The sequence below is a fragment of the Brevibacillus sp. AG genome (assembly GCF_028369215.1).
GTDB lineage: Bacteria > Bacillota > Bacilli > Brevibacillales > Brevibacillaceae > Brevibacillus > Brevibacillus porteri.
This window is the reverse complement of record NZ_JAQMYO010000001.1, coordinates 870221-883688: the sequence shown is the minus strand read 5'-3', so window position 1 is coordinate 883688 and position 13468 is coordinate 870221. Positions and strand designations below refer to the sequence as shown.

Annotated in this window: 13 protein-coding genes; 12 read left to right on the top strand and 1 reads right to left on the bottom strand. The window is 48.0% G+C overall.

The features are described 5' to 3' along the window. The first annotated feature begins 138 nt into the window (after positions 1-138). The 8 genes from panB to POF51_RS03810 all read left to right on the top strand — a co-directional run bounded on the left by panB (position 139) and on the right by POF51_RS03810 (position 9663). Positions 139-1002: a 3-methyl-2-oxobutanoate hydroxymethyltransferase gene (gene panB / locus POF51_RS03845; protein WP_069845312.1), complete on the top strand. Its 864-nt coding sequence runs from the start codon at positions 139-141 to the stop codon at positions 1000-1002. Beyond that, positions 999-1865 (top strand): pantoate--beta-alanine ligase, encoded by an 867-nt coding sequence (gene panC / locus POF51_RS03840; protein ID WP_069845311.1) that lies wholly within the window; start codon positions 999-1001, stop codon positions 1863-1865. Before panB ends, panC begins: the two co-directional genes overlap by 4 nt. 20 nt (positions 1866-1885) lie before the next feature. Further along, the gene (gene panD, locus POF51_RS03835; protein WP_007723146.1) at positions 1886-2269 is read left to right on the top strand and encodes an aspartate 1-decarboxylase; all 384 of its coding nucleotides are present in this window, start codon (positions 1886-1888) and stop codon (positions 2267-2269) included. A gap of 82 nt (positions 2270-2351) precedes the next feature. Continuing rightward, positions 2352-3761 carry a tetratricopeptide repeat protein gene (locus POF51_RS03830; RefSeq protein ID WP_271753952.1) on the top strand — a complete coding sequence of 470 codons (1410 nt, stop codon included), beginning with the start codon at positions 2352-2354 and terminating at the stop codon, positions 3759-3761. A 91-nt stretch (positions 3762-3852) separates the two neighbouring features. After that, positions 3853-6756, top strand: coding sequence for an ATP-dependent DNA helicase DinG (dinG, locus tag POF51_RS03825; RefSeq protein ID WP_069845309.1), 2904 nt, complete (start codon positions 3853-3855; stop codon positions 6754-6756). 41 nt (positions 6757-6797) lie between these two features. Then, positions 6798-7703, top strand: coding sequence for a ComEC/Rec2 family competence protein (locus POF51_RS03820; protein ID WP_069845308.1), 906 nt, complete (start codon positions 6798-6800; stop codon positions 7701-7703). A 15-nt stretch (positions 7704-7718) separates the two neighbouring features. Next, complete coding sequence (locus POF51_RS03815) at positions 7719-8342, top strand: redox-sensing transcriptional repressor Rex (protein ID WP_017248151.1); 624 nt, start codon at positions 7719-7721, stop codon at positions 8340-8342. A 16-nt stretch (positions 8343-8358) separates the two neighbouring features. Further along, positions 8359-9663, top strand: a complete 1305-nt coding sequence (locus POF51_RS03810; RefSeq protein WP_069845307.1) for an amidohydrolase — start codon at positions 8359-8361, stop codon at positions 9661-9663. 63 nt (positions 9664-9726) lie between these two features. Here POF51_RS03810 and POF51_RS03805 read toward each other — a convergent pair whose 3' ends face one another. Next, positions 9727-9906: a hypothetical protein gene (locus tag POF51_RS03805; protein ID WP_133257456.1), complete on the bottom strand. Its 180-nt coding sequence runs from the start codon at positions 9904-9906 to the stop codon at positions 9727-9729. A gap of 133 nt (positions 9907-10039) precedes the next feature. Here POF51_RS03805 and POF51_RS03800 point away from each other — a divergent pair, with 133 nt between their 5' ends. From POF51_RS03800 to POF51_RS03785, 4 genes are all read left to right on the top strand, one after another. Next, on the top strand, positions 10040-10744 hold the full coding sequence (locus POF51_RS03800) for a hypothetical protein (protein WP_069845306.1): 705 nt from the start codon (positions 10040-10042) through the stop codon (positions 10742-10744). 29 nt (positions 10745-10773) lie between these two features. After that, positions 10774-11253: a cell wall elongation regulator TseB-like domain-containing protein gene (locus tag POF51_RS03795; RefSeq protein ID WP_007723133.1), complete on the top strand. Its 480-nt coding sequence runs from the start codon at positions 10774-10776 to the stop codon at positions 11251-11253. Positions 11254-11405: 152 nt separating this feature from the next. Further along, complete coding sequence (locus POF51_RS03790) at positions 11406-11933, top strand: hypothetical protein (protein ID WP_017248154.1); 528 nt, start codon at positions 11406-11408, stop codon at positions 11931-11933. Next, entirely contained in the window at positions 11926-13437 is a 1512-nt protein-coding gene (locus POF51_RS03785; protein ID WP_069845305.1) for an AAA family ATPase, read from the top strand. The genes POF51_RS03790 and POF51_RS03785 overlap by 8 nt, the downstream gene beginning before the upstream one ends. Positions 13438-13468: the final 31 nt, after the last annotated feature.

The window sequence follows — 13468 nt, the reverse complement described above, 5'->3', positions numbered from 1 at the left end:
TGTGTGGACCGAGACAGAAGGAATCCGTTGGACGCAAATGTCTTTTTGACATGGACAACCTTCTCCCGATTGACGCGAGAAGGTTTTTTTATTCCTCACAGGATCCACGGGCTTGATGCGAAAGAGGAGAAATGAACAATGGCAACACACGACAGACCTATTACGACTTCGAGTATCCGCAAGAAAAAAGAAACGCGAACCCCGATTACCATGGTGACCGCCTATGACTATCCGTCAGCCAAATTAGTGGATGAAGCTGGCGCTGATATGATTCTGGTTGGTGATTCATTGGGAATGGTCGTACTGGGTTATGACTCCACCATCCCTGTTACGATGGAGGATATGCTACACCATACGAAAGCAGTAACGAGAGGGGCCAAGCGTGCATTTGTCGTGGCAGACCTGCCTTTTCTCAGCTATCACGGAACAGTTGAGGAAGCAGTGAAAAACGCGGGCAGACTAATGCAAGAAGGGCTGGCCAAGGCAGTCAAAATGGAAGGGGGCCGTGAACTGGCTCCAATCATTACACGCTGTGTACAAGCAGGCATCCCTGTCGTTGGACATATTGGGCTTACTCCGCAATCGGTACATCAATTAGGCGGTTATAAAGTACAAGGAAGAGATCTGGAGGCAGCGAAAAAATTGTTGGACGAGGCCCTTGCGATTCAAGAAGCGGGTGCATTCGCCATTGTGCTGGAATGTGTTCCGGAAGAGGTCGCAGGCATGATTGCAAACAAGCTAGACATCGCTGTGATTGGAATCGGAGCGGGTGCGACTTGTGATGGGCAAGTGCTGGTGTTCCATGATATGGTCGGCTACGCATCGGATATTACACCGAAATTCGTGAAGCGTTACGCAAACATCGGTGAAACCATCCGTGAAGCAGTTGAGACCTATAACAAAGAAGTCGAAGCAAGAAGCTTCCCAGGGCCAGAGCATATCTTTCATGCCTCTGAAGAAACCATCAAGGAATTGTACGGGGAAGGAGCGAAGCAGTCATGATGCAAACAATGATGCAGCAAGTCTCGACAATCGCAGAGATGCGCGTTTATATAAAAGAAGCACGTCGGCAAGGTAAAACGATCGGGATGGTACCGACCATGGGGTTTTTGCATGAAGGTCATCTCAGCTTGGTAAAAGCTGCTCGTGAAGTATGTGATTTGGTTGTGATGAGCATTTTCGTAAACCCGCTGCAATTCGGGCCGAATGAAGACTTTGAACGTTATCCGCGTGATATCGAACGGGATAGTAAAATGGCGGAAGAAGCGGGTGTGGACCTCCTGTTTACCCCGGAAGTCAGCGAGATGTATCCGAAACCGATGCTGACCAATATTTCAGTGGCAAATGTGACGACTCCGTTGTGTGGAGCTTCTCGTCCGGGTCATTTTGATGGCGTATCGACTGTCGTCAATAAATTGTTTCAAATTGTCCAGCCCGATTACGCCTTTTTCGGACAAAAGGATGCCCAGCAAGTAGCTGTTGTGACGCAAATGGTCCACGACTTGTCGATGCTAGTACAAATTATTCCATGCCCAATTGTACGCGAAGCGGATGGGCTTGCTCTGAGCTCTCGGAATGTCTACTTGTCAGCGGATGAGCGAGTACAAGCACTCGTGCTATCACAGAGCCTCAAGCAAGCAGTGGAATGGTTGGGACAGGGCATGGCTCTTTCTGAAATAAAAGATCGCATGACGCAAATGATTTCAGAAAAGCCGCTGGCTGATATTGATTATGTGGAAATTTTGAGCTATCCAGAGCTCACACCCGTCGAGCAGGAAACGGCAGGTCAAACGATCATTATCGCGCTAGCTGCTCGTTTTGGCAAAACGCGTCTGATTGACAATACAATTACATCCATCAAGTAGAGATAAGGGAGGAATTCTTAGTGTTCCGCACCATGATGAAAGCAAAAATCCATCGCGCAACGGTAACTGAAGCAAACTTGAACTATGTGGGCAGTATTACCATCGACAAAAATTTGTTGGATGCACTGGATATTTTGCCAAATGAAAAAGTACAAATCGTCAATAACAACAACGGAGCGCGTCTGGAAACATACGTCATCGAAGGTGCTCCAGGCAGTGGCGTCATTTGCTTGAACGGAGCAGCTGCACGTCTCGTTCAAGAGGGCGATATCGTCATTATTATTGCCTATGCGATGATGACGGATGAAGAGGCGAGAACTTATAAGCCACGTGTCGCCATCATGGATGAGAAAAATCAGATCAAAGAATTGATTGCTGAAGAAGTGCACGCGACGATTCTGTAAGCGATCTGTCTATTCCTGCATAGAGCCACCTGCCTTGTGAGACAATGAAAGTACTCATGCCTCATAGGGGGTGGCTTTTCTTGTGAAAATCGAGGACTGGTTTCATACGCTTCGTAACAAAGCTCAGACGATTGAAGAGAAGTGGCAGGGAGCTTCTGAACAAGAACGTCTTCAGCTCGCGGAACAATTGTTTCAATTGCGCCAAGTAAGTGATACAGTCGTAGACCTGTGGCTGCAATTCGAAGAAAAATTATCGAATGCGATTCGTAACATCAAGGAAATGGAAGGCCAGCTTCCAGTGGAAGAGAAAAAGACGGATCAGTCGAAGGTGAATACAAAATCACCAAAGGCCGTTGAAACGAATCCATACGAGCCGATTTTTCGTCGAGGGGAAGGCTTTTATCATTTGCGCATGTTCCAAGACGCGAAAAAGTGTTTTGCAGAATTAGTCCAAAAATCGCCAGACTGGGAAAGTGGACGCCTGTACTACGCCTACAGTCTCCTTTTGTGCGAGGAGAATGAATTGGCCTTTCGAGAATTCCGTCTTCTCGGCAGGACAGCAAGCTCACCTACCGTTGTGGCCATCAGCTTTAATGCCATCGGTTGCATTCTGGCTGAAGAGGAGCAGTGGTTAGAGGCGGCGCAAGCTTTTAAGACGTCTCTCGAAATCAAGCCAGAACAGGAAGAAGCCAAATACAACCTCGCGCTATGCTATTTAAGAGATGGCGATGCACAGGAAGCTTTGGACGAATTGGAACCGTATCTAGAAAAAAACGAGCACGATTGGGAAGCACAGATGCTATGGCTACGTGCTGCCAAATTACTGCATACGATGGACCAGACTGTGGAATGGGGCCCGCCTAAAGGCTTGCAACTGCCGACGCGCGATTTGGACAGCGATACCCTTCAGGAAATGGCCTCTTTATACGAAACAGTGGGCAATTATCACCGGGCACAAATTTGCTATCACTTTTTGACGGAGCGTTCCCCAAAAGATGGGTGGACGTGGCATGGCTTGGCCTGGAATACGTGGCTCATTGCAGGTACGAAGCGGGCATTGACGCTCGTCAAAAAAGCCATCAGTCTTGCACCCGAAAATGACGACTTTCTTTTTAGTTATGGATGGATGCTGTTGTTTGATGGAAGGGTAGAGGACGCAATCAAAGCGTTTCGGATCATGCTGGAGAAAAACCGAGACAATCGCCTCGGACAATCCGGGATGATTTCCGCATACGAAAAGCTGGGGGATACACAAGAAGCAAAACGGTTGGCAAAGTATTTCCTGGACGACGCTGAGCCATATGTACGTTCGTTAGGGTATTTTCATCTGGGAAGAATCGCGGTTGTGGAAGAAAATTGGCGCCTAGCTGAACAATATTTTCAACGGGCATTGCCATTCGCAGAACAGTTATGGGAAATCCCCATCTATCTGCAATTATGTGCAAGCAAGCTCGGTCAATCAGAAATGCAAACCGAGCTCGTACAGCCTTAAATGTACAGGAAAGCAGGAATATTTCCCATCGTTGCCGAATGTGAATGGGTGCGGATTGAATGTTTCCGCCCAGGTTACGAGGTGACAACGTTTGAATCGATTACTAGTTGTAGATTTTGAGACGACGGGAAGCCATCCACGCCAAGGGGACAGCATCATTCAGATTGGTGCCGTCGCAATCGATGACGGGCTGATTACCGAGAGTTTTTCCACCCTGATTCATCCGGGCCAGGATATTCCACCGTTTATTACCCAATTAACAGGGATTACCAATGAGATGGTTGCAGATGCTCCTTCCTTGGAAGAAGTGTTTCCAGATTTCTTGCGTTTATTGGACGGGCGAGCTTTTGTTGCACATAATGCAAGCTTTGATCTCCAATTTTTACAAGAAGCCCTGCTGAGCCAGGGCTATTATGCGTTTGACGGCTACGTGTTTGATACAGTGGAGCTATCCCGCGTTCTTTTGCCGATGCAAAATAGCTACAGACTCGGAGAACTGGCGTCTGAGCTGGAAATCGAGCACGATAATCCCCATCAAGCAGACAGCGATGCACTTGCAACGGCGCAACTGTTTCTCCACTTGTTGGATATTTTAAAGAAACTGCCGCTTGTGACGATCCAGCGCCTGCAGATGCTCGTCTCTTCGTTTCGCTCTGATATCGAGGTTCTTTTACGTCAGATTGAGATGGAAAAGCTCATTGAGTTGCCAGAGTTGGATGGAACGCCAACCGAAACGGATTCCTCAGACATGTGGGATGTTTACCGCCAGCTGGCCCTTCGGAAGCGGGAAGAAAAAGGAACAGCGTCTCTGAAGCGTCCTCATATCGATGCGACAGTGACCAAGGCGTTTGCCGACCAGCTCGAGGATGTTTTGGGCGAAAACGGGCATATGCAGGCGAAAATGTCGGGGTATCAACGTCGTGATGCTCAGGAAGCGATGATGCATGCCGTCTATGAGGCAATGGAGAATGGTGCCCATTTATTGGTAGAGGCAGGGACAGGTACGGGAAAATCATTAGCCTATCTCTTACCGGGGATCATTTGGGCTCATCACAATCAGCAGCAGCTGGTGGTCAGTACCAATACCATTCAATTGCAGGAACAGTTATTCCATAAGGAAATCGCTACCTTGCAGGAGTCGTTGCCGTTTTCCTTTACAGCTTCGACGCTAAAAGGCAGAGGAAACTACTTATGCTTGCGTAAATTTGAACAAGCCGTAGACGAGCCTGTAGAAGGAAGCAGCCAAGAAATGCGCTTGGTTAAAGGACAGATGCTGACGTGGCTCACGCAAACCGTTACCGGTGACGTGGAGGAGCTGAGCATGCCTCCAAGTGGTCAACTGCTGTGGCAACAGGTAAAAAGTGATACGAGCTCTTGTTTGAACCGGGCTTGTCCCTGGTTTAGTCGCTGCTACTATTTTCAGGCGAAGGAACGGGCTCGCGATGTCGATGTACTCATCGTCAATCACGCCCTTTTCATCAGCGACTTGCAAGCGGAAAACAGAATCCTCCCTTCGTATGAAGTTGCCATCATCGATGAGGCCCATCATTTGGAGGATGCCGCGACACAGCATTTAGGCAAGCAGTTTTCAACCACGCAGCTTCTTTTCTTGTTAGATCGTGCATCGGTTGAAGAGAGTGGGGCAATTTCCCGCTTCGCAGAAGAGCTGCAAAGCTGGATGCCTGCGGTAGAAGAAGATGTCGCCACAAAGCTTTTAGAGCTGAGAAAACAGTCCGCTGCCTTACGTGAGAAAGCGCAGCAATGGACACAGCTCTTGTATGCATGGGCATCAGACCGTGCGGAGGAGACGACGGACGCAGGACGTGAGACAGTACGTTATCGGGTCGAATCGTTTGTAGGTAAGCACGAGAAGATACGCAAAGTAACCAAAAAGCTGATAGAAGGGATGACTGCATACGCAGCGGGCATCGAGCAGCTTTTGCGAACGACTCCGCAAGAGGAAAAGCCACCATTTGTCGTACGCAGTCTACTGACAGATTTATTCGGTCTCATCAAAGACTGGCAAAATGTTGTGGAGCTGCTTCACTTCTTTTTACTTGAGCAGGATGGCGAGTATGTATATTGGATGGAAGTAGAGTCCCGTACAGCTCGCAAGCAAGTTCATTTGTCAGCAGCACTCTTGAAGGTTGCCGACTCACTGGCAGAACCGCTTTTCGCGCAGAAGCGGAGTCTGATCTTGACATCAGCCACTCTGACGGTCAAAAACAGCTTCTCCTACATCAAAAGCCAGTTTGGTCTCGACCAACTGTCCGAGGAACGAGTGCGTACCTTGTCACTGCCATCGCCTTTTCATTATGAAGAGCAGGGATTACTGTTGATTCCATCTGATTTCCCCGCACCAGGCAAAGAGAGTGACCACACGTATTTGGAGGCGGTCATTCAAGGGTGTGTTGATGTGGTACTGGCTTCGAAAGGAAGGACGCTGATTCTATTCACCTCCCACTCGATGCTTCGACTTGTTTACCAAGCGATGAAGGAACGGCTTGCGGATGCTCCAGAACCGTATACGCTATTCGGTCACGGAATCGATAGCAATAATCGGAGCAAGCTGGTTCGTTTGTTCCGAAGCATGGAGAGAAGTGTCCTGCTTGGGACGAGCAGCTTCTGGGAAGGTGTCGATATCCAGGGGGAATGGCTGAGCAGTCTAGTCATTGTTCGCCTCCCGTTTGCTCCACCGAATCATCCTGTGTATCAAGGAAGGGCCGAGCTTTTGAAGGCAGAAGGAAAAAACGCTTTTATGTCCTTGTCTCTTCCACAAGCCGTTCTGCAATTTAAACAAGGGGTGGGTCGATTAATTCGCCACCACTTGGATCGCGGGGTCGTGATCGTTCTTGACACGCGTGTGGTTGAGTCGAGATATGGACGCTCATTCCTTCAATCTTTGCCGCCATTTCAGATCGAAAGCGGTCCATGGCCAACGCTTCGAGAACGCATAGAGCCATTCCTTAGTATGCAATCCCTGTCAGATTCATAAAATGAAGCAATAGTCTCATAGGGATTAAGGTGATAAAATAAATGTTATGGAAAAAAGAGTGGCGTTGGTGGATTGTAGTTCTTAGTGCGATTTTCCTTTGCGCATGCTCGATTGATAGCCATTTGTATTTGCAAGAAGCAGCAGTGAAGATAGATGACCCGTTTGAAACAGAGACAGAGCAGGAATTTTCGGGTCTCATTATCACCTACTTGGCACTTCCGCATGGTGAGAGTACACTTTTGAGAATGCCAGGTGGCAAAACGATGCTGATTGATACGGGTACGGCAGATGATTGGCCCGTTCTCTCGGCACGCTTGGCAGAGCTCAAGATCACACGGCTCGACTATGTCGTGTTGACGAACGACCAGCCTGAGCATATGGGAGGCTACGCTTCATTGAGCCAGCAAGTGCTTGTAGATGCCGTCATTTTGCCCAAGCTGATCGCATCATCGCTTCGCCATGTCGTGCTGCTTCGCTCCAACCAAAAACAGATGGAAGCAGAGCAAGGACAAGTACTCACTCTTGACCAAGAAATCTCCATGGAAGTTTTGCTCCCGGATGAACCGTTATTTTTATCGCCTCAGAACAATTCTCTCGTTTTTCGATTGACGCACGGTCAATTGAGATTTTTATTTATGAGCGCCGTGAATGAAAAAGCAGAAGAACGACTGATGGAACGGCAAAATGACAGACTGAAGGCGGAAGTGCTAAAGGTAGCAGGTCAGGGGAGCAATCAAGGCTCTTCGCAACCGTTTCTGACGCAAGTCGATCCACAGGTCGCCATTATTCAAACAGGCCGATCACGGGATCAAATGAAAGACGGTCAGACGGAAGTCATGGAGCGCTTGGGTGAGTCATGGGCCGAGACATACGTTACCAGCGACGACGGTTCCATTACCATTTTATCGAATGGAAAAGAATATCGGATTTTGAAGCAAAAGAATTAGGGGGGAAGACCGAACGTGGCAAAACACGAAAAGATTTCAGAAGCGGTCGTCCGTCGTTTGCCGATTTATCTGCGTTACCTCAGTTATTTGCAGCAAGTTGAGGTGACCACCGTTTCCTCCCAACAGATGGGCAAGAATCTTGATGTGAATCCTGCCCAAATCAGAAAGGATCTTGCAGCTTTTGGTGATTTTGGAAAAAAGGGAATCGGCTATGATGTCGATTATCTGGTGGAAAAAATCCGTGAAATTCTGAAGCTAACGGATGAAATCCGTGTCGCTTTGGTCGGAGCTGGGCATTTGGGCCATGCCATTAGTAACTACAACGCTTATTTGAAAGATAACATGCGGATTGCGGCCATCTTTGACAATAATCCAGAGAAGCAGGGCAAAAAAGTCGCAGGTATACCCATTCAGCCTTTATCAGAGCTGGAAGAAACAGTCGTCGACAAGCAAATCAAGCTGGCGATTATTACGGTACCGGCACCTGCAGCGCAATCCGTATGTGATCAGTTGACTCAAGCGGGTATCAGGGGGATCTTGAATTTTGCCCCTACGACGATTCGCGCAGGAAAAGATGTTCGCATTCACTATGCGGATGTGACGTCCAACCTGCAAAGCTTGGCCTACTATTTGACGTAAGAATGGAGTGTATACTATGAAAAAGACGATCCTCATTCACGCAACAGTCATTACCGTTAACGATACGAATGAAGTCATTTACGATGGTGCCGTAGCATTCGAAGGCAACAAGATTACGTATGTGGGCCCAACTCCTGAGGACCTGTCGGAAGCGGGATACGATGAAGTCATCGATCAAAAAGGTGATTACATACTGCCTGGCTTAATCAACACGCATGGACATGCTGGTATGTCCCTCCTACGCGGTTATGCAGATGATTTGCCGCTGCAACAATGGCTTGAAGACAAAATGTGGCCATTGGAGGCGCAATTCACGGGAGACACAGTAAAATGGGGTACCCAGCTGTCGCTTATCGAGATGATTCGTACCGGTACCACTACGTTTGTGGATATGTATGATCATATGGATGTCGTGGCGAAGGAAGTCGATACTGCTGGAATGCGCGCTCGCCTTTGCAGAGGGATGATTGGTCTGTGCTCCGAAGAAGAACGTCAAACAAAGCTGAAAGACGCGACTCTTTTTGCAAAAGAATGGCATAATCAGGCAGACGGGCGTATTACCGTCATGATGGCACCGCATGCGCCGTACACGTGCTCGCCAGAATTTATTACCCAAATTATCGAAAAAGCCGATGAGCTTTCCTTGCCGCTTCATATCCATATGTCTGAAACTGCTTGGGAAGTCGGTCAAAACGAGAAGGACTACGGGCTTCGTCCAGTTGCGCATTTGGAAAAGCTGGGAATGTTCAATCGTCCAACACTCGTCGCGCATGCTGTTCACCTAACGGATGAAGAAATCGACATTTTGGCAAAATACAACGTAAGAGTTTCTCATAACGTAGTGAGCAACCTAAAACTGGCTAGTGGTGTTGCGCCAGTTCCTAAAATGTTGGCAAAAGGTGTAAGCGTGTCCCTGGGTACCGACAGCTCTGCAAGCAACAACAATTTGAATTTGTTTGAGGAATTGAAACTCGCTGCGATCCTACACAAAGGTGTGAACAACGATCCAGTAGCGGTTCCAGCAGAGGAAGCACTTCGCATGGCTACTCGTTATGGTGCAGAAGGGGTATTCCAAGAGGAAACACTCGGAAGCATTGAAGTAGGTAAGCAAGCTGACTTGATCGTGCTGGATAGCCACCAAGCCCATTTCCACCCGGCACACCAACCGATTTCACACGTGGTGTACGCAGCAAATGGACGCGATGTGAAAGATACGATTGTAGCGGGTAAATTCTTGATGCGTAATCATAAGCTGTTGACCATCGATGAGGAGCGCGCGATTTATGAAGCAAACCGCGTATTCCAAACGTTAAAACGGTAAAAGGCTCCTGTCAGGTGGGGGACAGGAGTAAGGCAGTGTAGGTGTAGGTAGGGGAATTGGATACTACGACGTTCCGTTGTTCATTTTTGCCACAGCTTTTGTCAGGAGATGATGGCGAAAATGAAGAGTGGGTGTGTGCGACCATTGACGCAAGGGAGACGACAATCCTGCCCAGGAGACGCGGTATTCCTGTAACAGAAACCCAAGTATGTCAGGAGATGTGGTTTGTTGCGAAGATGTCACGCGCTCACCTCCTCGGGGTGTATATGTAGTATGACCGCCCGACCTTAAGCTATGATTAGCAACTTTTCCGTGTCGTTCTAAAACCTTCCCGTATAGCATAGGCTAAAGACAAAAATGGGACAGGGGGGACGACATGTACATCCGGCCCAAAATGCTGTGGTGGCTCATTCCTATCCTACTCGGTCTATTTCTCCTTGGGATTGTATTGGGGACAGTAAGTCGATCAGCCAATACAGACAGCACTGATACTGCGTCTGCGGTCAGACAAACAGCAGGAACGGAGCAGACAGCGACGACGGTAGCGGAGCTTTTGGAGCAGATCACGAAGGAAGAGGAACGCTCATTTCTGGTATACATGCAGGATCAGACCTTGCATGGGCGATATCAAAATGAGCAATTTCAGCTCACAGGAGAAATCGGTGGCCACCAGCTTGAAATAGCCAGAAAAGATGGGCAACCAGTATCGGTGCGAATTGATGGCCAGATACAGGATCATGCCGCACTGCCGTATGCGATGTTCACCCCGCATGAGCACGCAGTATTGCTCAAGGGAGTTTTGCAATCGGTTAGTCCTGAACGCCTTGAAGATACTGCAGGGCAAGGATGGAGTGGATATCGGATAGCGGTTCCACCAGAGGAAGTCTCTTCGTTATTATCGATGTGGTTAGGTCCATCCTTCCCTATTCAGGATTTGTCTTCGAACGTAACAGACGGAATGAAAGTCAATTACCAACTATGGTACGAGTCAACTACGGGGCAGCTTCGCCAACTGGAGCTGGATTTGCAAATGCAAACAGCAGTTGGAGTGAAGAGAGACCAGCTTCGATTCCGATTGTAATGTCAGCCACGTAAAGGAGTTACTTTGCTGTGTTAGTACGAATTATCCTATCAATCGTAGCCGTCATTTTACTTACGGGAGCTGGGTTCGCCTATCACCTGACGGCTTCTGTAGCAGGAGAGCGTAATCAATTTGAGGAAACCGTTCGTCAGTGGGTCCAGGATCGCACGACAATCACGGAGATTGAATCCATTGATGAATATCGAGGCAAGGAGAGCTACGCTGTCGTCATTGGGAAAAATAAGGCGGGTACACAGGTTGTAGCATGGATGACCGATCAGAAAGTTAGTTTCGATCGAATGGATCTAGCTGTTCCTAAAAAGAATGTAGAAGAGGCGGTTTACAAGTCATTCCCGCAATCGGAGATCACTCATTTGGTTCCTGGTCTCGAAAACGATAAGAAATTTTGGGAAGTCACTGTCAAAGACAAAGACGGTCGTTTTCACTATATTCACTATGATCTATTCACAGGTGCTTTGTTAACCTCATACGTGCTCGCGCCAACCTAATACGCTTGCTTGACGACAGGCCTTTTCCTTATGGGAGAAGGCTTGTTTGGCATTCCATCCAACATCTGTATAAGAAATTGATATACTCATATGATATACTGGGGACGTTGCAGAGAGAGAAAACGAGAACGATATTTATGGGGGGAGTAGCCGTGCAGTTGAAAAAGAGCGCAATTGGATTATCTTTGGTGGCAACCTTGGCACTCCTGTTCGGAGGATGGTTCTTGTATCAAAAGATGGAGATTGAGGAGCCAATCCGTGCAGAAATTGGACAAATGCAGTCCGCCACATTGGGTAATTTGGAGATCAGCAAAGATAAAATTCAAATAGATGTAACTGTTACAAAACCTGACACGTTTCCAGCAGAATATCGCAATTTGCTAACGGAAACACAAAAGATCGCAGGGGAAAAAGAAGTGGTCATTGACATAGACAATCAGTCGACAGCGATGAACGATATTTGGCAGAGCGGTCAATTTGTGTTTACAGAAGCGGTGGAGCTGCATGAATATAGCCGCATTCCAGCCCTCGTGGAACAATGGAAAAAGGGGAATCAGCTGGACGAAGCATCTGCATTAATGGATGACGAGAACATTTATGTTTACTTGAAAAAAGGAACGGAGGATTTCTACACCATCATCCCCCGTTCCATTGAAAAAGAGGTGACGGCACGTGCGTAAGGAAGTACTGATCGGCGTCGTACCTGCACTGTTTATTTTTCTTGTTTTTCTAGGTGTAAATATTACGCCATTCTTGGTTTTCGGAGCCGTACTGGGGGCGATTTACTTTCTGGTCATCCGTCAGCAAAATGGACAAGGCGGGAATGTCGCCCTTGGTGGGAAAAGAAAAGCAAACAAGCATGAGCTGCCGAAATCGGACGTGCAGTTTGCCGATATTGGTGGACAGGAACGCGCTAAAAAAGAACTGAAGGAATCGCTTGATTTTCTCGTGTATAAAGACAAAATTGAACAGTACGGGATTCGCCCGATCAAAGGTGTTCTTTTGACAGGTCCTCCTGGTACGGGTAAGACACTGATGGCGAAAGCAGCAGCGAACTATACAAATTCTGCCTTTGTGGCGGCATCAGGTTCGCAGTTTGTAGAGATGTACGTCGGTGTCGGTGCACAACGCGTTCGTGAATTGTTTCAAGAAGCGAAGACATTGGCAGAGAAAAATGGGCAAGACAGCGCGATTATTTTTATCGATGAGATCGATGTCGTCGGTGGAAAAAGGGACGGTCAACAGCAACGTGAATACGATCAGACCTTGAATCAACTGTTGACGGAGATGGATGGTGTAGCTACGACCGACAAGCCGCGGATTTTAGTCATGGCAGCTACGAACCGGAAAGACATGCTCGACGCAGCACTGTTGCGTCCTGGTCGTTTTGACCGTCATATTAGCGTTGATCTCCCAGACAAGCCAGCACGCGAGCAGATTTTGACCATTCATACGGCGAATAAACCGCTTGGCGAAGACGTCACACTGGAAAAAGTGGCACAAGAGACATTCGGTTTTTCTGGCGCACAGCTGGAAAGTGTAGCCAATGAAGCGGCTATTTACGCCATGCGTGACCGACAGGACAAGATCACTGCGAAGCATTTTGCTTATGCCGTGGATAAGGTCATGCTCGGAGAGAAAGTAGATCGAGAAGCATCAGAGGAAGAGAAGAAGCGTGTTGCTCTCCATGAATTGGGGCATGCCATTGTCAGTGAGATGGTGCGACCAGGCTCTGTCTCGCAGGTCACGCTGAGTCCACGTGGCAAAGCACTAGGGTACGTCCGACAAAATCCAATGGAAGACCGCTATCTGTATACCAAGGATGCGATGGAAAAGCAAATCATGGTTAGCCTTGGAGGAGCCGTAGCGGAGGAAATCTACTACGGTGGGCGCAGTACTGGATCGAAGAATGACTTCGAGCAAGCGCTGGGAATGGCACAGGAAATTGTACAAAGCGGTATGTCGGATTTGGGGATTGTACATTTGCAATACGTGGAGAAGAGTCGTATTCATGACGAGGTTGAGCGTCTGCTGGAAGGGTTGCTCGTAGAAACTCGCAATCTTTTGAGACAATATGACTCCGTATTCCAAACAGGCTTGTACACATTGATGGAAGCGGAAGTTCTGCAAGGCGATGAATTCAGAACGCTTTTGTCACAAACGAAAGAAGAAGTTGCTGTATAAATGAAGATAAAGAACCTGCTAGCCAACGGGA